The organism is Paraburkholderia strydomiana (assembly GCF_031456815.1).
In the GTDB taxonomy this organism is placed as follows: domain Bacteria; phylum Pseudomonadota; class Gammaproteobacteria; order Burkholderiales; family Burkholderiaceae; genus Paraburkholderia; species Paraburkholderia caledonica.
Window position 1 is genome coordinate 224,607 of sequence record NZ_JAVDVL010000002.1, and the last position, 19,907, is coordinate 244,513.

The window sequence follows — 19,907 nt, forward strand, 5'->3', positions numbered from 1 at the left end:
CCTCAAACGTAGCTAACTGCGATGATTTCGTACTCGCGCACGCCGCCGGGCGCCTGCACCGACGCCACGTCGCCTTCCGACTTGCCGATCAGTGCGCGCGCAATCGGCGAACTAATGGAAATGAGGCCGTGGTCGATATCCGCTTCGTCGTCGCCGACGATCTGATATTTGACCGAAGCGCCCGAGGCGAGATCTTCGAGTTCGACCGTTGCGCCGAACACCACGCGGCCATCCGCGTCCACTTTGGACGGATCGATCACCTGAGCGCCGGCGAGCTTCGATTCGATTTCTGCGATGCGGCCCTCGATAAAACCCTGCTTTTCCTTCGCTGCGTCGTATTCTGCGTTTTCCGACAGGTCGCCCTGCGCGCGCGCTTCCGAGATCGAGTTGATCACGGCGGGACGCTCAACCGATTTCAGGCGCTGCAATTCGTCGCGCAACATGTCTGCGCCGCGCTTAGTCAATGGAATAGTGCTCATAAACAACTCTCGTGAAAACGCCGGGCCGCTTCCGGTTCGCTGAGCCCCGCGCCGCATCTGAAGCGAAAGAGCCAGATGCGAGGAGTGCTTTGAAACAAAAAGCGGCCGTAAAAAAACACCGCGGTTAAGTGCATTCCGTGGGAGCCGGCGACCCGGAAGAAACCGAGACACAGCACCTGCGGAACGCCGCTTAACCGCGGCACTTACATCTTGGACAGGAACTCGAAGCCTTAGTTTAGGCGAGCGTGCAAGCCTTGTAAATCATAGACTTCCAGATCCTTCAGGTAGCGCAAGCCTTCGACGGCCGCGCGCGCGCCCGACATGGTCGTGTAGTACGTGACCTTGTTCGCCTGTGCGCTCATGCGGATCGAGCGCGAGTCGGCGATCGCGGCGCGCGTCTCGTCGACGGTCGTGAAGACCAGCGCAATTTCGCCGTTCTTGATCATGTCGACGATGTGCGGGCGGCCGTCCTTCACCTTGTTCACGACCTTGACCGGCACGCCGGCCGCTTCGATCGCAGCCGCCGTGCCCTTGGTTGCGACAATCGGATAGCCGAGTTCGTGCAGCATGCGCGCGACTTCGACGGCCTTCGGCTTGTCGGCGTCCATCACGGTCAACAGCACCGTGCCCGACTCCGGCAGACGCGAGCCCGCCGCCAGCTGCGACTTGAAAAGCGCCTCGCCGAACGTTTGGCCGACGCCCATCACTTCGCCGGTCGAACGCATTTCCGGCCCGAGCACGGGGTCGACAGCCGGGAACTTGACGAACGGGAACACGGCTTCCTTCACGCTGAAGTACGGCGGATCGATTTCCTTCGTCACGCCTTGTTCCGCGAGCTTCTGACCGACCATAGCGCGCGCTGCGATTTTCGCGAGCGGCAGGCTGGTCGCCTTCGACACGTACGGCACCGTGCGCGAAGCACGCGGATTCACTTCCAGCACGTAAATGATGTCCTGCTTCGAGCCGTCCGCCTGCGGAACTTGCTGAATCGCGAACTGCACGTTCATCAGGCCGACCACGTTCAGCGCCTTCGCCATTGCACCGGTCTGGCGCTTCAGTTCGGCAATGGTCTCGCCCGACAGCGAGTACGGCGGCAGCGAGCAAGCCGAGTCGCCCGAATGCACGCCCGCCTGTTCGATATGCTCCATCACGCCGCCGATGAACACCGCTTCGCCGTCCGAAATGCAATCCACGTCGCATTCGATTGCGTCGTTCAGGAAGCGGTCGAGCAGCACCGGCGAGTCGTTCGACACTTTCACGGCCTCGCGCATGTAGCGCTCGAGGTCGCGCGGCTCGTGGACGATTTCCATTGCGCGGCCGCCCAGCACGTACGACGGACGCACCACCAGCGGATAGCCGATTTCGTCGGCGAGCTTGAGCGCTTCGTCTTCGGCGCGCGCGGTGCGGTTAGGCGGCTGGCGCAGGCCGAGGTCCTGCAGCAGTTTCTGGAAACGCTCGCGGTCTTCGGCCGCGTCGATCATGTCGGGCGACGTGCCGATGATCGGCACACCGTTCGCTTCGAGATCGAGCGCGAGCTTCAGCGGCGTCTGGCCGCCGTATTGCACGATCACGCCGACCGGCTTTTCCTTGTCGACGATTTCGAGCACGTCTTCGAGCGTCAGCGATTCGAAGTACAGACGATCGGACGTGTCGTAGTCGGTCGAAACCGTTTCAGGGTTGCAGTTGACCATGATCGTTTCGTAGCCGTCTTCGCGCATGGCGAGCGCGGCATGCACGCAGCAGTAGTCGAACTCGATGCCCTGGCCGATCCGGTTCGGGCCGCCGCCCAGGACCATGATCTTCTTGTTGTTCGTCGGATTAGCCTCGCACTCTTCCTCGTAGGTCGAGTACATGTAGGCGGTTTTCGTGGCGAACTCGGCCGCGCAGGTATCGACGCGCTTGTACACCGGGCGCACGTTCAGTTCAATCCGGCGAGCGCGCACTTCGGCGGGCTTCGCGCCGACGAGCTTCGCGAGACGCCGGTCCGAGAAACCGCTTTGCTTCAGATACTTCAGTTCTTCCTTCGAGAGGCTCGCGAGCGTACGGCCGGCCAGCGCCTTTTCCTTCAGGATGATCTGCTCGATCTGCGCGAGGAACCACGGGTCGATCGACGTCTCTTCGAAAATTTCCTGCGCCGTCATGCCGATACGGAACGCGTCGCCGACGTACCAGATTCGGTCCGGACCGGCTTCGCCGATCTCGCGGATGATCTCGTCGCGGTTATCGGTCTTTTCGTCCAGACCGTCGACGCCCACTTCAAGACCACGCAGCGCTTTCTGGAACGACTCCTGGAAAGTGCGGCCGATCGCCATGACTTCGCCGACCGACTTCATTTGCGTGGTCAGGCGCGAATCGGCTTCGCGGAATTTTTCGAACGCGAAACGCGGAATCTTGGTAACGACGTAGTCGATCGTCGGTTCGAACGACGCCGGCGTCTGGCCGCCGGTAATTTCATTCTTCAGCTCGTCGAGCGTGTAGCCGACTGCAAGCTTGGCCGCGACCTTGGCGATCGGGAAGCCGGTCGCCTTCGACGCCAGCGCCGACGAACGCGACACGCGCGGGTTCATTTCGATCACGATCATCCGGCCGTCTTTCGGATTGATCGAGAACTGCACGTTCGAACCGCCGGTGTCCACGCCGATCTCGCGCAGCACCGCGAGCGACGCGTTACGCAGAACCTGATATTCCTTGTCCGTGAGCGTTTGAGCCGGCGCGACCGTGATCGAATCGCCGGTGTGGATGCCCATGGGGTCCAGGTTTTCGATCGAGCAAACGATGATGCAGTTGTCCTTCTTGTCGCGGACCACTTCCATCTCGTACTCTTTCCAGCCGAGCAGCGATTCTTCGATCAGCAACTCGCGCGTGGGCGACAGGTCGAGACCGCGCTTGCAGATTTCCTCGAACTCTTCGCGGTTGTACGCGATGCCGCCGCCCGAACCGCCGAGCGTGAACGACGGGCGGATCACGACCGGATAACCGCCGCTGCCGGTTTCAACGGCGATGCGCGCCTGAACCTGCAGCGCTTCTTCCATGGAATGCGCGGTGCCCGACTTGGCCGAACCGAGACCGATCTTGGTCATCGCGTCCTTGAACTTCTGGCGGTCTTCCGCCTTGTCGATTGCTTCCGGCGATGCGCCGATCAGCTCGACCTTGTACTTTTCCAGCACGCCGTGCGCGTGCAGATCGAGCGCGCAGTTCAGCGCGGTCTGGCCGCCCATCGTCGGCAGGATCGCGTCCGGGCGCTCCTTGGCGATGATGCGCTCGACCACTTCCCACGTGATCGGCTCGATATAAGTCACGTCGGCCGTGTTCGGGTCGGTCATGATCGTCGCCGGATTGCTGTTGACGAGGATGACCTTGTAGCCTTCCTCACGCAGCGCCTTGCATGCCTGCGCGCCCGAGTAATCGAACTCGCACGCCTGGCCGATGATGATCGGACCCGCGCCGATAATGAGAATGCTCTTGATGTCTGTCCGCTTGGGCATAACGCTCTCGCTAATGTATTCCTGAATTCTTTCCGTCAGCGCGCGCCGCCTGGCGTTGCGCGCGCTTTACCTCTCGCTGCTTCTGGCCGCGCTCGTTATGCCGCCGCGGTCTTGCCGGCCTTCTTCGCGTCCATCAACGCGGTGAAGCGGTCGAACAGATAGGCGATGTCGTGCGGGCCCGGCGACGCTTCCGGATGGCCCTGGAAGCAGAACGCGGGCTTGTCGCTCAGCGCGAAGCCTTGCAGCGTGCCGTCGAAGAGCGACACGTGCGTGACGCGCGCGTTGGCCGGCAGCGTGTCGGCGTCCACTGCGAAGCCGTGGTTTTGCGACGTGATGATCACGCGGCCGTCGTCCAGATCTTTCACCGGATGGTTGGCGCCGTGGTGGCCGGTTTTCATCTTCACGGTCTTGGCGCCGAGCGCGAGGCCCATGATCTGGTGGCCGAGGCAGATGCCGAACGTAGGAATGCCACGCTCGATCAGTTCCTTCGTGGCCGCGATCGCGTAGTCGCACGGCTCAGGATCGCCCGGGCCGTTCGACAGGAAGATGCCGTCCGGATTGAGCGCGAGCGCGTCGGCGGCGGATGCCTCTGCCGGCAGCACGGTCACGTGGCAGCCGCGCTCAGCGAGCATGCGCAGGATGTTGTACTTGACGCCGTAGTCGAACGCGACAACGCGATACTTCGGCGCATTCTGTTTGCCGTAGCCGCTTTCCAGACGCCATTCGGTCTGCGTCCACTCGTAAGTTTCTTTCGTCGACACGACCTTCGCGAGGTCCATGCCCGCCAGGCCCGGGAACGAGCGTGCGAGTTCGATAGCCTTGGCCTCGTCGTCCGAACCGGCGAGAATCGCGCCGTTCTGAGCGCCCTTGTCACGCAGAACGCGGGTCAGCTTGCGGGTGTCGAGACCGGCGATCGCGACCACGCCTTCGTCCTGCAGATACTGCGTGAGCGTGCGCTCCATGCGGAAATTCGACGCGAGAACCGGCAGGTCGCGAATGATCAGCCCGGCGGCATGGACTTTCGTCGCTTCGACGTCTTCGTCGTTCACGCCGACGTTGCCGATATGCGGGTACGTGAGGGTCACGATCTGGCGCGCGTAGCTCGGGTCAGTCAGAATTTCCTGATAGCCGGTGATAGCGGTGTTGAACACCACTTCGCCAATGGTATGCCCGGGGGCGCCGATCGAATAACCACGAAAGACCGTGCCGTCGGCGAGCGCGAGCAGAGCGGGAGAAAATGACGGCAACACGGGAGACTCCTTGGGGGAACACCCTGTTGCCGACCTGCCTATCCGGTTTGCGAGCCGCAGCGGACAGCATCATGCGATGCGCGCGCAGACTCGCTCGCGTACTGCCGTTGACGTTGCAAAGCGCGCGCGGGGTGTCCAATGTGTCCATTTTGTGGACGGATCGGCTTGGTGCGGGCTGCTTGCTACGCCAGTGGCGCGCGGCGGATGAACGGTATGGAAGAGGTAGGCGCTAGGGTGCGGGTTGATAAGCTCAAACCGCGAAATTATAGCCTGAGACTGCCCTTCCCTCCAAATCCAAGATGGCACGCCGACACCTCCGCGACCCACGGCAATCCGGTCAAAGCCTTATTGGGCGGGCTCGCACGGCAAGCCGGCAAGTTTTACGTTGCCGGATTCGGGATAGTACGAGCCGTAGGATGCCGGTTCAGCCGCTTCCCGTAAAATCGCCGGAAAAGGCTCATGCGTCCTGCTGAGCGTGGGCCGCGGCGTGCACCGGCTTGCGCCCCGGAATCATGTACCAGACTGCGCTGAGCACCTGAAACGCGATGAGAATTCCCCACGCCGCGAGATGAGCGGCCGCCGGATAATGGCCGCCGCTCGCCGGCCAATGCGACAACACGGCGCCCACGCCGATCTGAAAGCCGAAGATCAGTAGAAAAATGATCAATGTCAGCGTGGTGTTCACGCGGCCGGTCATCTGCGCCGGAAAGCTGCGCGCCATGACCGCATACGTGAGAATGCCCGTCCCGCCGAAGATTCCGTACGCAGCCCACAGCAAGCTCGCCGGGAGCGGCGCATTGAACACGATCAGCAGTTGGGTCAACACATACAGCGTCATGCCGATGCCGCAGAACGCATACAGCGATACGCCGCGCCGCTCCAGACTGCGGGCCGCTGCGCCGAAACCGACGCAACCAGCCATCATCGCGAAACCAAGAATCGACACCAGCGCAGCGGCTTCTTTCGGCGCGAAGCCCTGAACGTCGCGCAGCCACGCGCCGACCCATAGCGATTGCATTGCATAGAAAACGCCCTGCGTGACGACCGAAAACGACGCGATTTTCCAGAAGGTGGCGCTCCGTAGAATATGCAGCGTGCCCTGAAACTGCGCGCCGATACTCGCCTGATGACGGGTCTCATTTGTCTCCGGAACGAGCATCCACTGAGCGAGCGCAACGGCGACCGTCATCAGACCCAGGCCGACGCAAACCGAGCGCCAGCTGCTGAAGGTGAGCACCCATGTGAGCGGCGAGCCGACCATGACTCCGCCGAAGCCGCCGATCGCCATCACGAGACCGTTCATCAGCGGCAGACGCGCCGATGCGAAATGCTGCGCCAACGCCTTGAATGCTGCACCGAGGCACACGGACACGCCCACGCCGATGAGCAACCGCCCCGCCATCATCATTCCGAGGCTGTGGGCCGCGCCGAACACCCAGATTCCCGCGGCGGCAAACAGCAAGGTGACTGCCGTCACGCGCCGCGGGCCAAAATGGTCGAGTAATACGCCGGCCGGGATTTGCGCGCCCGCGAAGCCGAGAAAGTACAGACTGGTCAGCACGCCGAGGTCGGCCGCGGACAACCCGAGGTCGTGGGTGATAAACGGCGCAAAACCGAGATTGACGCCCCGGAACACATAGGACACGAAATAACCGGCAGAAAACAGCAGAAAGACGCGCAACTGGGTCGACGACATACGCTCAATATCCGGTTGGCCGCAGGCCAAATGACGAACGATATCGGAATTCGGCTATGTCCGCCGCCGGCCCCGCAAATGGAAAACGCCGTCACCACAGGGTGACGGCGTCGATGAAACGGGAATACGTTCGCAGCGAACCGGCTGGAGGAGCCCCAAAGGCAAGGGGCCAGTAAGGGCCCCGATTGCCCCCGCCGTGCTTACTTGCTCTTCTTTGTCTTGCTCGACGTGGAAGCCGACACTTTGGTCACTTTGCCAGCAGGCGCGACAGACGCTTTCGACTTGCCGGCCTTGGCAACCGGCTCGGACACCTTCACTACAGCGGAGTGGCCGCGTCCCTTCTTTGAGTCGTTGTGCGATTCGCTTTTCGAGCCGCCCACACGCGTGCCGATCTTCTGGACACCGCCGCCCTGGACGTCGGTCGCGATACGTTCGGGACCCGGTTCGCTCGGAACAGTCCTGCCGACCGGCACGTGCAGCACGATGACCTGCCCGCGCGTCACGCTATCCCGATGCGTGCGGTTCCACGACTTCAACTGCCCGACGGATACGCCATAACGCAACGCGATAGCCGCCATGGACTGATTGCGGCGTACGCGGATCAGCATTTTGCGGGTGTCGGGAACGTCGGGCTCCATAGCGAGCACGGCGCTTTCGGCGACGTCCGCGCTGATGTCCTCGTCGTCATCCGAACCGCGCGGCACGACGATGGTTGAACCCGGCTTCAGACGCATGCCGACCGGAATCTTGTTGACTTCCATGAGCGTGTCGGCATCGACACCGATCTTTTGCGCGATGGCCGCCGGCGCCGAGCGCTCGGTAACCGTGTACGTGGTCCACGACGACAGCGAACCCGAGTACGTTTTCAGATTGCGCTCGAACGCGCTCGCGTTGTCGAACGGCAGCAGGATTTGCGGCTGCGTAGCGCCCAGAATCACCGGCTTTCTGAACGACGGGTTCAACGAACGGAATTCGTCGAGCGAGAGATTAGCCAGTTTGGCGGCCATGTCCACGTCGATATCGTGCGACGTGGTGACGGTCACGAAATACGGGTGGTTCGGGATCGACGGCAACGCGAGCCCGTACATTTGCGGGTTCGACACGATGTTCTTGACCGCCTGCAGCTTCGGCACGTAGTTGCGCGTTTCGTTGGGCATGCGCAGGCTCAGATAGTCTGTCGGCAAGCCCGCCGCTTCATTGCGCGCAATCGCGCGCTGCACGTTGCCCTCGCCCCAGTTGTACGCAGCGAGTGCCAGTTGCCAGTCGCCGAACATGTCGTGCAGACGTGACAGATAGTCGAGCGCGGCACTGGTGGACGCCAGCACGTCGCGGCGCTCGTCCTGCCACATGTTCTGCTTGAGGTTGTAAGTGCGGCCGGTGCCCGGCATGAATTGCCACATGCCGGCCGCTTTCGCCACCGACAACGCCTGCGGGCTATACGCCGATTCGATGAACGGCAGCAACGCGAGCTCGGTCGGCATATGGCGCGCCTCGAGCTCTTCGACGATGTGATACAGGTATTTCTGCGAGCGCTCGGTCATGCGCTGCACGTAATCCGGACGCTGCGCGTACCAGTTGACCTGCATGTCGACGAGGTCCGTTTGCAGATCCGGCATCTGGAAACCACGGCGAATGCGGCCCCATAAATCGGCGTCGGCGCTCGTCAACTGCGTGACTGAGCCCTGGTCGACATTGATGGTTTCCTTGGCGGTGGCTGTCTTGCGGAGTGCGTCGGCTACGGCTTGCTGGCTGGCGGGATTTGTTGCGGTGGTGGGGCTGCTCGTCGTTGGTCCCTGGCTCGCGCAGGCGGCGAGCGTCAGGACCAGCAACGCACTGAAGATAAATCGCATGAACGTCTCGGCTTCCACAAGGGCTGGAATTTGCAGCCGATAGTACGAAACCGTAACGTCTACGTCAATCGGAAATTGACCAAAATATCAAGCAAATCTAGGGCTTGGCGAATTCTTCCGATTCTTCGCTTGAGGAAGCGCCCAACTCGAACCCGGTCACCGGAAGCGGTTTTTCCACTCGCGCATCAATGTAAACGACGCCAGCCGGTCGGGTACGTCGGCATGCAACTGCTCCCGCAAGGTCGTCTGAATGGCGGGGTTGTCGGCACGCAGGAACGGATTCACGGCGCGCTCGTGAGCGATCGTCGTCGGCAGCGTGGGCACCTTGCGAGCCCGTAGATCGCTCGCCTTGTCGCGCCAGGCAAGCAGTTCGTCGTTGTCCGGATCGCAAGCGAGCGCGAAGCGGATGTTGGACAGCGTGTACTCGTGCGCGCAGTGCACTTCGGTCGCGCCGGGCAACGCCGCGAGCGAGTCGAGCGATGCGAGCATCTGGCTCGGCGTGCCTTCGAAGAGCCGCCCGCACCCGCAGGCGAACAGCGTGTCGCCGCAGAACACATGCGGCGTGCCGCCCGGGTCCGCCGCCTGAAAATAAGCGATGTGGCCACTCGTGTGGCCCGGGACCTCGAGTACGCCCAAATCGAGCGCGGGCGCAGCGATCGTCACGGGATCGCCATGTTTCAGACGGTGCGTGAGATGCCCGATCGCTTCGCCAGCGGGCCCGTAGACGGGAACGGCCTGGCCATTCAGCAGATCGGCTACCCCGCCGACATGGTCTTGATGATGGTGCGTGAGTAAAATAGCGCTCAGTCGCCAACCGCGCCTCGCCAGATAGGCGCGAACGGGAGCGGCTTCACCCGGATCGACGACTACCGCATGGTATCCGTCGGAAACGACCCAGATGTAATTGTCTTCAAACGCCGGGACCGGTACGTACTCGAGCGCATTCATAGGCGACGCATTCTTTGATATGACTGACCGAGCGATTATAGACTGGCCCGCCTGGACGGATTCGCCGCCCGGCCGCTACGTGCTGGAATGGGAACAGACGCAGCTCGACCGTGTGGTGTCGGACGTTTTCGGCTACCACGCGCTGCAACTCGGCCTGCCGCAGCTCGACGCGTTGCGCGAAAACCGCATGCCCTGTCGCGGGCTCGTGCTCGATGCCGCGAGCGGTGCGAGTGCACCTTATAGTTTCCCGCGCGCTCAGGCACTTGCCGGAAATGGCTCGATGGACGGCTTGCGAGACGGCTCCATAGACGGATTGAGAGACGGATTGAGAAGCGCCCCGGGCAACGGCCCCATGCGCGGCGGACCAGCGCCGGCACCGCTGCCCTCGCCCGCCGGACGCAGCGCGGTCTGGTGCGATCTGCTCGATTTGCCGTTCGAAGCCCAGAGCGTCGATCTGATCGTGATGCCGCACACGCTCGAATTCACGAGCGATCCGCACCGCCTGCTGCGCGAAGCGGAGCGCGTGCTGATGCCGGAAGGCCAGTTGATCATTCTCGGCTTCAACTCGCTTTCGCTGTGGGGCGCGCGGCAATCGGTCGGCAAGATGACGGGCCGGCCGTTCGTGCCCGCCGCTGTCGATCTGATCGCCTTCACGCGTCTGAAAGACTGGATCAAGCTGCTCGGCTTCGACCTTGAACGCGGGCGCTTCGGCTGCTATCGTCCGCCGCTCGACAGCGATCAGTGGCTCTCCCGCTATGGCTTCATGGAAGCCGCCGGCGACCGCTGGTGGCCGATCTTCGGCGCGACCTACATGATCAAGGCGATCAAGCGCGTGCGCGGCATGCGCCTCGTCGGACCACTCAAGGTGAAAAAGCCCGTCCTCGCCGCGGGCCTCGCGCCCGCCGCTACACCGAACACACGCAACCATACTCAATGACAGCAAACATCATCGACATTTATACCGACGGCGCCTGCAAGGGCAACCCCGGCCCGGGCGGCTGGGGCGCGCTGCTGCGCTTCGGCGATCAGGAAAAAGAGCTGTTCGGCGGCGAAGCGAATACCACCAACAATCGCATGGAACTGATGGGCGTGATTTCCGCGCTCGAGGCGCTGAAGCGTCCGTGCAAAGCCGTTGTGCACACCGACTCGCAGTACGTGCAGAAAGGCATCAGCGAGTGGATTCACGGCTGGAAAAAGAAAGGCTGGGTCACCGCCGCAAAGCAACCGGTGAAAAACGCCGATTTGTGGAAGCGGCTCGACGCGCTCGTCGCGCAACATGAGATCGAATGGCGCTGGGTGCGCGGGCATAACGGGCACCCGGAAAACGAACGCGCGGATCAGCTTGCGAATCGCGGCGTCGCGTCGCTCGCGGAATTGTGACCGTCGGCCGCCAGGCTGCGCGACCATGTTCTCCCCGCAAAATTTTCGGCTGCAATTCTGAGGCAAAGCTAACCCAACATGCGTCAACTTATCCTCGATACTGAAACAACCGGCCTGAATGCCCGAACCGGCGACCGCATCCTCGAACTGGGTTGCGTCGAACTGGTGAACCGACGGCTCACCGGCAACAATCTGCACTTCTATATCAACCCCGAGCGCGACAGTGATCCCGGCGCACTGGCGGTCCACGGGCTGACCACCGAGTTCCTGAGCGACAAGCCGAAGTTCGCCGAGATCGCCGACCAGTTTCGTGACTTCATTCAGGACGCGGACCTGATCATTCACAACGCGCCGTTCGACATCGGGTTCCTCGACGCCGAGTTCGCGTTGCTCGGCCTACCGCCCGTCAGCACCTATTGCGGCGAGATCATCGACACGCTCGCGCGTGCGAAGCAGATGTTCCCCGGCAAGCGCAATTCACTCGACGCTTTGTGCGACCGCTTCGGCATCAGCAATGCGCATCGCACGCTGCACGGCGCGCTGCTCGACTCGGAACTGCTCGCCGAAGTCTATCTGGCGATGACACGCGGCCAGGAAAGCCTTGTCATCGACATGCTTGGCGAATCGCACGGCAGCGGCGAAGCGCATGCGCCGCGCGTGGCCATCGACTCGCTGGACCTCGTTGTGATTGCCGCGAGCGACGAAGAACTAGCCGCACACCAGGCGGTTCTGGATGGCCTCGACAAGGCGATTAAAGGCACGAGCGTGTGGCGCCTCGAACCCGTGCCCGTGTCGGATGAGCAACCTGCTTAAAAAGTGCTGGACGAGTTCGCAAATCCCCGGCATAATTTCGCTCTCTTCGGGTGGTTAGCTCAGCGGTAGAGCACTGCCTTCACACGGCAGGGGTCACTGGTTCGATCCCAGTACTACCCACCAGAATTTTGGTGTGTCGATCACCGAAGAAAAAAGGGCTTACGCAGCAATGCGTAAGCCCTTTTCCGTTTTGTGTTTCCAGTTTCGTCACGTCCGGTTTGCCTCGTCATTGTATTTCTCGCTGCTTGCATGCCGATATCTGTCGTCGGCACCACGGTGTGCGTGCGAGTCAACAACGAAACCTCGTCGATTGCGGCGACAAAACAGTGCTGATATAGTCGGCTTTCGGACACTTGCCCCGTCTACTCTCTCCACCTCATTGACTACAGGGAGGCGTCACATGTTCGCAGTGCATATGGCCATCCCTGACATGGTCCCACGACGTTGACTCGTCAACCGCGCAAGTCGGCCTGAAAAGGCGCTCCGCGCAATCCCAGATAGTTCGCAGCCAAGTCCGCAGGCTTATTGCCAGCAGTTTCATTGCCAGCAGTTCCATTGCCGTTAAGCGGCGCGCTTCAACTGTCTATCCATCTCGCTTCTGACTGGAACCCCGGTGCGCCATGCGCGAACGGGTTGTCGCAAATGACCAGAAAAAAACTCGACTTTCGCGGGCAAGCGTTCAAGGATGTCCTCGGCTTCACCTTCCGGCACTGGGCTCAACAGCCGTGGCGCATTGTCGTCATTTCCGCGCTTGTCATGCTCTCCGCCGTGGCGGACGTGCTCACGCCGATGTTCGCCGGCCACCTCGTCGACGCCATCGCATCCGGCCCGGCCGCACGTGCGAGCGCGTGGCATGCAGCCATCACGGCCTTCTGCGTTCTGGCCGCGCTGGGACTGGGCGCCACTTTGCTTCGGCAGGCCATGTACTTCAACATCATCAAGCTGACGTTGAAGATGATGAGTGAGATCGCCGCCAACGCATTCCATCGCGTGCAACGCTTTTCAACCGACTGGCATGCCAACAGCTTTGCCGGCTCCACGGTGCGCAAGATCACGCGCGGTATGTGGGCGCTCGATCTGCTCAACGACACGCTGCTAATCGCGCTGTTTCCGTCGCTCGTCATGCTGGTGGGCGCGACGCTGCTGCTCGGCTGGCGTTGGCCGATGATGGGCGCGGTGGTCGGTGTCGGCTCGTTAGTCTATATCGCGGTGACTGTCGCGCTGTCGCGCGGCTTCGTGGCGCCGGCCGCGCGCCTCGCCAACGCGTGGGACACGCGCATGGGCGGCGCGCTCGCGGACGCGGTCAGTTGCAACGGTGTGGTCAAGGCTTTCGGCGCCGAAGAGCGCGAGGAGTTGCTACTTGCGCGTGTGATCGGCAAGTGGCGCAACCGCACGCGCCGCACGTGGATTCGCGGCACGATCAACGGCGGCGTGCAAGGCGCGATGCTGGTGGCGATTCAGACGGCAATTCTCGGCGCCGCGCTGCTACTGTGGTTGCGCGGTGAGGCGAGCGTCGGCGACATCACTTTCGCGCTGACGATGTTCTTCATGCTGCAAGGCTATCTGCGCGAGGTCGGCATGCACATTCGCAACTTGCAACGCTCGGTCAACGACATGGAAGAACTCGTCTCGCTGGAGCGTCAGCCGCTCGGCATCGAAGATCGCCCGGCCGCAGGTCCGATCGTCATCGGCAAAGGCGAGATCCGCTTCGAGCATGTGACGTTTCACTATGGGGCGGACGCCACGCCGCTTTATCGCGACTTCTCCGTGCGCATCGCGCCCGGAGAACGCGTCGGGCTGGTCGGCCATTCGGGTTCGGGAAAGACCACCTTCATCAAGTTGATTCAGCGTCTTTACGACGTGTCAGAAGGCCGCATCACGATCGACGGTCAGGACATCGCGCAAGTCAGGCAGACGTCGTTGCGCAGTCAGATTGCCATCGTGCAGCAGGAGCCGGTGTTGTTTCACCGTTCGCTCGCGGAAAACATCGCGTATGCACGTCCGGACGCGAGCCGCGCCGAGATCGAACACGCCGCGCGACTCGCGAACGCGCACGACTTCATCAGCGCGCTGCCCAATGCTTACGACACGCTGGTCGGCGAGCGCGGCATCAAGCTCTCGGGAGGCGAGCGCCAACGCGTGGCGATCGCGCGGGCGTTTCTGGCGGATGCACCCATCCTGATTCTGGACGAAGCCACGTCGAGCCTCGACAGCGAAAGCGAAGTGCTGATCCAGCAGGCGATGGAGCGGCTGATGCAAGGCCGCACGACGCTCGTCGTGGCACACCGCCTTTCGACTGTGCGCGCGCTCGACCGCTTGCTCGTGCTCGACAAGGGCAAGGTAATCGAAGAAGGCAGCCACGAGACGCTGATCCGACTCGAGAACGGACTCTACCGGCGTCTGTTCGAGCGTCAGGCGCTGGAACTGATCAAGGGCTTGAATGAAGCGCCGGCATCGCACGAACGGCCCCGCGCGCGCAGCCACGCGGTGGACGATTCAAGCCTGCTGGTCAATGACTGAAGAGGGAAAGATCCGGCGTGTCTTGCGGAATATGTCTTCGTACAAGGCATATTCCGCCGGCGCGCCGCTATCGTTACACCGCGCCCGAGGGCAAACCGATGCCGCGCGCCATGCCGGTTGCCGCAAAGACCATCAACACGAGCAACACAGTCTGAATCACGCTCAAATGCGCATAGCGACGCGCGTTTTGCAGCTCCGGCGCAGCGCCTTTTCGTATCGATGCGCGCCAGCGCATTAACGCCAGCATCGACGGAACTTCCAGCACGAGGATTATCACGAGCAGCGTCATCTTGACGTGGAAGAGCGGCTCGTGGAGATAGTAATCGGCGCCCTTCTCATACGTGCCGAAAACGCGCATCAAGCCGGTAACGATCAACACGAGTGCGGAGAGGCCCCAGCGTGTATCGGCCCGGAATACCGAGCGGAGCGCGGCTGGCACCGCGGCACGGCGCAGCGCCCACGTGCGCCGCAGAATCGACGCAAGTGCGAAGCCATAAGCGAGCAGATGAAGAGCGGCAAGCAACCAGCGAACCAGCATAGCGACTCCTGCAAACGACACGGCACATCGATTGTTGTTTCACTCGCCCGCCGTCAGTACGGGCGGCATCGTTGTTTCATTATCGACCACGGCTTACTTTACAACGCGCGCAACCGTCACTGCATGTGACCGACTGCACAAAACCTCTGCCTCAGACCTGCCGCAACGTGCTGTCGAGCGCGCGTGCGGCGACGCGATCCCCTTCGGTCGTCAGGGCCGCGCGAAATACGGTTTGCCGGTTGTGACCGGCCGCCGCGGGCGAATCCCACAGCAACTCGATTTTCGGACGCCGACCGAACGCGGCTCGAGCAAGCGACGGAGCGCCGCTCGGGCCTGACGACGCAACGCCGGCGCCAGTGTCACCGGCGACGTGGAGCGCGATGACCGGCGTGGGCGCCGTCGCAGAGCGCGTGCCTGCCACGTCCGCCCAGCGCACGGAGAGTTCGCGCGCGTCGTACTGCCCCACCTTGCGACGCTCGGCCCATACGCTGACTGTGCGCGTAAGCGGATCGAGCGAGACGGCGTAGCGGCCGATCGCAAAACGGCGCGCAGCAATGTTGGTGCGCCACAGCGCGCGCGGACGGCAGATCCACAGAACGGCCGCGTACAGCGCGGGCGCCGCCAACAGCCAGCCGTTGGTCGCCGCCACGGCTTGCGCGGCACGGCGCCAGCCGGCGCTTACCGCAAAGGCGCTGACCGACCACATCGCGAACAGAAATCCCAGGAATGCGAAGAGGCGCAGCGCTTGCCGCAGCCATTGCGGCAGCGGATGAAAAGGACGCTCTGCGACCGCGCGTGCACCAGGAAGGAAAATGAGCAGGAACAGGAAGACCAGGTTGATGCACGCCCACGGCGAGGACGCCATGGCCGACAGCGACGCGGTCAGATCCATCTCCGACATGGAAAACAGCCAGCGGGCGAGAAGCACGAGACCGATGGCGCGTAACGCGAAAATCGTTCCGGCGCCGGGCGCGGCATTCGCACGCGTCTCTTTCGTTCTCGCCAAGGCATCCTCCTGTCGTCGGCGGCGCCGCAGCCAATTTCGCGGCACGGCCATTATAGGGATATTACGAAGCCCGGCTCGCCGCCGCGTGCCTGAACCGCTTACTTTGCATCGCGGAACGCGAAAAACGCGGCGTGGATGCAACAACGCCCCGCGAGCGGCTTGCGCGCGGGGCGTTGCCGGGCGCTGGCGAGATGCGTAGAAGACGCTCCTCCCAGCAAGCCCGTTCCTGGACCGGAACTATCCGGTCCGGCTCAATCAGTTCGCGTTGACTTCACGCAGCACGGTACGGTGCTTCCGACGCAGCAGCTCTTCGTACGTGGCGACGTAGTTCTGCGCCATGACCTTCGACGAGAAGCGGGCTTCGAACGCCTTGCGCACCGTTTCGCGCGGCAGCGTATGCAGACGCTTGACCGCTGCGACAGCGCTGATTTCGTCTTCGACGACAAAGCCCGACACGCCGTTTTCGATCACTTCCGGCACCGAACCGCGATTGAACGCGATCACCGGCGTACCGCAAGCCATTGCCTCGATCATCACCAGACCGAAGGGCTCCGGCCAGTCGATCGGGAACAGCAGCGCGTGCGCGTTGCCGAGGAACTCCGTCTTTTCCGCTTCGCTGATTTCGCCGATATATTCGACGTGCGGCAGCGCCATGAGCGGCTTGATGACTTCGTCGTAGTACGCACGGTCAGCCTTGTCGAGCTTGGCCGCGACCTTGATCGGCATGCCGACCTGTTCGGCGATGCGGATCGCACGGTCCAGACGCTTTTCCGGCGAGATGCGGCCGAGGAACGCCAGATAGCTCGGCTTCACGTCCTTGATCGGCGTGAGCAGGTTTTCCGGCAGGCCGTGATAAACGGTTTGCAGCCAGTGAGCCTGCGGCAGCGGAATGCGCTGGTTGTCCGAGATCGACACGACCGGCACGTCCTTGAACGTGTTGAAGATCGGCTGCAATTCCGGCAGGTCGAGACGGCCGTGCAGCGTGGTCACGAACGGCACGGGCTGGCGTGCGAACAGCGAAAACGGGTAATAGTCGATGTGGAAATGCAGCACATCGAATTCGTCGGCGCGGCGGCGCACTTCCTCGAGCAGCAGCATGTGCGGCGCCATCACGTCGCGAATGGTGGGGTCGAGGCGCAGCGCCTGCGGCCAGAACGCTTCGAGCTTCGCCGAGGTTTGCGAATCGCCGCTCGCAAAGAGCGTGACGTCGTGGCCCTGCTCGACCAGCGCTTCGGTCAGATAGGACACCACACGTTCCGTACCACCGTACAGCTTGGGAGGAACCGCCTCGTGCAACGGAGCGATTTGTGCGATTCGCATAATGAAGAACTCCTCGTAAAAAACCGGCAAAAGTACTGCGTTTGGTAAAAGCGACTCGCTTGCTCGCCAGGTCAGCCGGGCTGGACATGCCGGCGCGGGCCTTATTCTTTCGAGAAATCCTGCGATAGATCGCTTCGGGTTAGGGAGCCCGAACGGTGCTCACCGTTCATGCCTGTGCGGTAAACGCACAAACAACACGGACGTTGACAAACTGTCAGAAAATTCCGCGTGGGGCATAGAGCGCATGCATTATCGATGCCGAGCTTCACGCTGCACCACAACATTTCAAAGTCTTTACGTTGTTACAAGGGGGATACACTTTGCAAACCCTTGTTTTACAAGACAGTTCTACAGTAGCGACTGGCCGTCATCTGCGGCTGTCCCCGGTTCGCCCGGGGGATCTTGTAAGTTCTCGCATCAATCTTGCCGGTACCCGTTGAAGAGAATGCAGAGTCCCGGCTGAATGCAATTTGTAATTATATCTCGAAAAACATTCCCCGACCGCGTGAACCACTGCCGCTGCAGTGAGTCGAGCAAGAAGTAGGTCGCGGACGTCCATCGCGACATCTATCGCGCCAAAAGCCCGGTTACACAGGGCGCAATCGCTTTTGCATGTTTACAATGCGAAGCATTGGCTTCGCCGCGAATCTTTTCGCGTGGCCCACGCTTTGCATGCACACCCCCGAACCTTATCAACCTCACGATCAATTGGAACATTTGACCATCGCCCAGCGCAACGCCCAGAACGCCAAGCTCGCGAGCTATGCGCATCGGCCCCTTGCGTTCCTTTTCCGCTTTATCCGCCGTCACCCGCTCGCTCACGCGACCGTGCTGTGCAGCGTGATAGCGGCCGTGGGCTGTGCGCTCGCGTCGCAATATGCGATCAAGCATCTCATCGATGTGCTCGGCGCTGGCCGGCATCATCCGGGGCCGCTGTGGGGCGCTTTTGCAATCCTGGTCGGGCTGATCGCCGCTGACAATCTGCTGTGGCGCGTCGGCGGCTGGGTTGCAGCCCACACTTTTGTCGCCGTGACCGGCGACTTGCGGCGCGACCTGTTCCAGTATCTGAGCGGGCACTCGCCGACCTACTATTCGGAGAAGCAGCCCGGCATGCTGGCCAGCCGGATCACCGCAACGTCGAATGCGGTCTACACCGCCGAGAACACTACCGCCTGGAACGTGCTGCCGCCGTGCATCGCCGTGCTCGGCGCGATCTTCATGATCATCGCGGTGAACCCGCTGATGGCCGGCGGCCTGATGCTGTGCTCGGCCATTCTGTCGGTCGTGCTGTACAAGCTTGCCGGCCGCGGCTCGGCGCGCCACCACCATTTCGCGACCAAGGCGGCCTCGGTCGACGGCGAACTGGTCGACGTCATCAGCAACATGGGCCTCGTGCGCGCCTTCGGCATGACGTTTCGCGAACAGCAGCGCTTCGGTGCGACGGTCAAGGCCGAGATGGACGCGCGTCAGCAAAGCCTGCTTTACCTGGAAAAGCTGCGTCTGCTGCACGCCGTGATTACCGCGCTGCTGTCGGCCGGCCTGCTGGGCTGGGCGCTCGTGCTGTGGGATCAAGGTAAAGCGACGTCGGGCGACATCGTGCTGGTCAGCTCGCTCGGCTTCACTATTCTGCACGGCACGCGCGATCTCGCAGTCGCGCTGGTGGACGTCACGCAGCACGTGGCCCGTCTTGCGGAAGCCGTGCGCACCTTGCTCGAACCGCATGGCATGCCCGACCGCGACGGCGCGACCGAGCTCGTGCCGCAGGGCGGCCGCGTCGACTTCGAAAGCGTGACGTTCGCCTATCCGCGCCGCCGGCCGATCCTCGACCATTTCGACCTGCATATCGAGCCGGGCCAGCGAGTCGGTCTGATCGGCAAGTCGGGCGCGGGCAAGTCGACCGTGCTCGCCTTGCTGCAGCGCTTCTACGAAACGCAAGGCGGCTCGATCAAAATCGACGGTCAGGACATCAACACGATCACGCAGGACAGCCTCCGCCATGCGATCGCGCTCGTGCCGCAAGACATTTCGCTGTTCCATCGCACGGTGTACGAGAACATTGCGTATGGCCGCCCCGAAGCGAGCCGCGAAGAAGTGCTGGCTGCGGCGCGCGAGGCCCGCTGCACCGACTTCATTGAAGCCATGCCGGAAGGCTTCGATACGATCGTCGGCGACCGCGGCGTGAAGCTGTCAGGCGGACAGCGTCAGCGGATCGCCATTGCACGCGCGATCCTGAAGAACGCGCCGATCCTGCTGCTCGACGAAGCCACGTCGGCGCTCGACAGCGCATCCGAAGAAGCGATCCAGAAGGCGCTCGACCGGCTGATGGTAGGCCGCACGGTGATCGCCATTGCTCACCGCCTGTCGACGCTCAACAACTTCGACCGCATTATCGTGATGAGCGCCGGCAAGGTGATCGACGACGGCAGTCCCGAAGAGTTGCGCCTGCGTCCCGGCCTGTATCGTGACCTGCTGTCGAAGCAATACGGCAAGGGCGCCACGCTGCATGTGGGCGGAAAGAAAGTCGACGAACAGCACGTTATCTGAACCGCGCGCCGTCGAGAGAAACGCGTTTAGTCAAAGAAAAAAGCCGCTTTTTCAAGCGGCTTTTTTTCGTTTTCCCGA

The 19,907-nt window shown here is 62.3% G+C and carries 14 protein-coding genes and 1 tRNA gene; 6 read left to right on the forward strand and 9 right to left on the reverse strand.

The genetic code is table 11. The annotated features are described in order from the left end of the window. Window positions 1–2: 2 nt before the first annotated feature. The 6 genes from greA to gloB form a co-directional block, all read right to left on the reverse strand. Window positions 3–479: a transcription elongation factor GreA gene (gene greA / locus J2W46_RS06580; protein WP_020069431.1), complete on the reverse strand. Its 477-nt coding sequence runs from the start codon at window positions 477–479 to the stop codon at window positions 3–5. Window positions 480–709: 230 nt separating this feature from the next. Then, window positions 710–3,964: a carbamoyl-phosphate synthase large subunit gene (gene carB, locus J2W46_RS06585; protein WP_310352321.1), complete on the reverse strand. Its 3,255-nt coding sequence runs from the start codon at window positions 3,962–3,964 to the stop codon at window positions 710–712. A gap of 95 nt (window positions 3,965–4,059) precedes the next feature. Further along, window positions 4,060–5,214 carry a glutamine-hydrolyzing carbamoyl-phosphate synthase small subunit gene (carA, locus tag J2W46_RS06590; protein ID WP_310352323.1) on the reverse strand — a complete coding sequence of 385 codons (1,155 nt, stop codon included), beginning with the start codon at window positions 5,212–5,214 and terminating at the stop codon, window positions 4,060–4,062. Between the two features lie 457 nt (window positions 5,215–5,671). Beyond that, entirely contained in the window at window positions 5,672–6,910 is a 1,239-nt protein-coding gene (locus J2W46_RS06595; RefSeq protein WP_310352325.1) for an MFS transporter, read from the reverse strand. 200 nt (window positions 6,911–7,110) lie between these two features. Continuing rightward, a complete protein-coding gene (locus J2W46_RS06600) occupies window positions 7,111–8,760 on the reverse strand; it encodes a transglycosylase SLT domain-containing protein (RefSeq protein WP_020069427.1) in 1,650 nt (549 codons plus the stop codon). Window positions 8,761–8,916: 156 nt separating this feature from the next. Next, window positions 8,917–9,708, reverse strand: coding sequence for a hydroxyacylglutathione hydrolase (gloB, locus tag J2W46_RS06605; protein WP_310352328.1), 792 nt, complete (start codon window positions 9,706–9,708; stop codon window positions 8,917–8,919). A 19-nt stretch (window positions 9,709–9,727) separates the two neighbouring features. Between gloB and J2W46_RS06610 the strand changes: the two genes are divergently transcribed. The 5 genes from J2W46_RS06610 to J2W46_RS06630 all read left to right on the forward strand — a co-directional run bounded on the left by J2W46_RS06610 (window position 9,728) and on the right by J2W46_RS06630 (window position 14,421). Beyond that, window positions 9,728–10,645, forward strand: coding sequence for a class I SAM-dependent methyltransferase (locus J2W46_RS06610; protein WP_310352332.1), 918 nt, complete (start codon window positions 9,728–9,730; stop codon window positions 10,643–10,645). Continuing rightward, a complete protein-coding gene (gene rnhA, locus J2W46_RS06615) occupies window positions 10,642–11,088 on the forward strand; it encodes a ribonuclease HI (RefSeq protein WP_006051973.1) in 447 nt (148 codons plus the stop codon). The genes J2W46_RS06610 and rnhA overlap by 4 nt, the downstream gene beginning before the upstream one ends. Before the next feature lie 78 nt (window positions 11,089–11,166). Next, window positions 11,167–11,901, forward strand: a complete 735-nt coding sequence (gene dnaQ / locus J2W46_RS06620) for a DNA polymerase III subunit epsilon (protein ID WP_087754231.1) — start codon at window positions 11,167–11,169, stop codon at window positions 11,899–11,901. 48 nt (window positions 11,902–11,949) lie between these two features. Then, window positions 11,950–12,024 (forward strand) — tRNA-Val (locus J2W46_RS06625). A gap of 519 nt (window positions 12,025–12,543) precedes the next feature. Next, window positions 12,544–14,421 (forward strand): ABC transporter ATP-binding protein, encoded by a 1,878-nt coding sequence (locus J2W46_RS06630; protein ID WP_310352336.1) that lies wholly within the window; start codon window positions 12,544–12,546, stop codon window positions 14,419–14,421. 73 nt (window positions 14,422–14,494) lie between these two features. Here the strand turns inward: J2W46_RS06630 and J2W46_RS06635 are convergent, their stop codons facing one another. The 3 genes from J2W46_RS06635 to J2W46_RS06645 all read right to left on the reverse strand — a co-directional run bounded on the left by J2W46_RS06635 (window position 14,495) and on the right by J2W46_RS06645 (window position 17,285). Further along, entirely contained in the window at window positions 14,495–14,959 is a 465-nt protein-coding gene (locus J2W46_RS06635; RefSeq protein WP_020069421.1) for a DUF2214 family protein, read from the reverse strand. A 151-nt stretch (window positions 14,960–15,110) separates the two neighbouring features. Then, window positions 15,111–15,965 carry a hypothetical protein gene (locus tag J2W46_RS06640; protein WP_020069420.1) on the reverse strand — a complete coding sequence of 285 codons (855 nt, stop codon included), beginning with the start codon at window positions 15,963–15,965 and terminating at the stop codon, window positions 15,111–15,113. Window positions 15,966–16,220: 255 nt separating this feature from the next. Further along, window positions 16,221–17,285 (reverse strand): glycosyltransferase family 4 protein, encoded by a 1,065-nt coding sequence (locus J2W46_RS06645; RefSeq protein ID WP_020069419.1) that lies wholly within the window; start codon window positions 17,283–17,285, stop codon window positions 16,221–16,223. 672 nt (window positions 17,286–17,957) lie between these two features. Between J2W46_RS06645 and J2W46_RS06650 the strand changes: the two genes are divergently transcribed. Then, a complete protein-coding gene (locus tag J2W46_RS06650) occupies window positions 17,958–19,829 on the forward strand; it encodes an ABC transporter ATP-binding protein (RefSeq protein WP_027804859.1) in 1,872 nt (623 codons plus the stop codon). Window positions 19,830–19,907 lie beyond the last annotated feature (78 nt).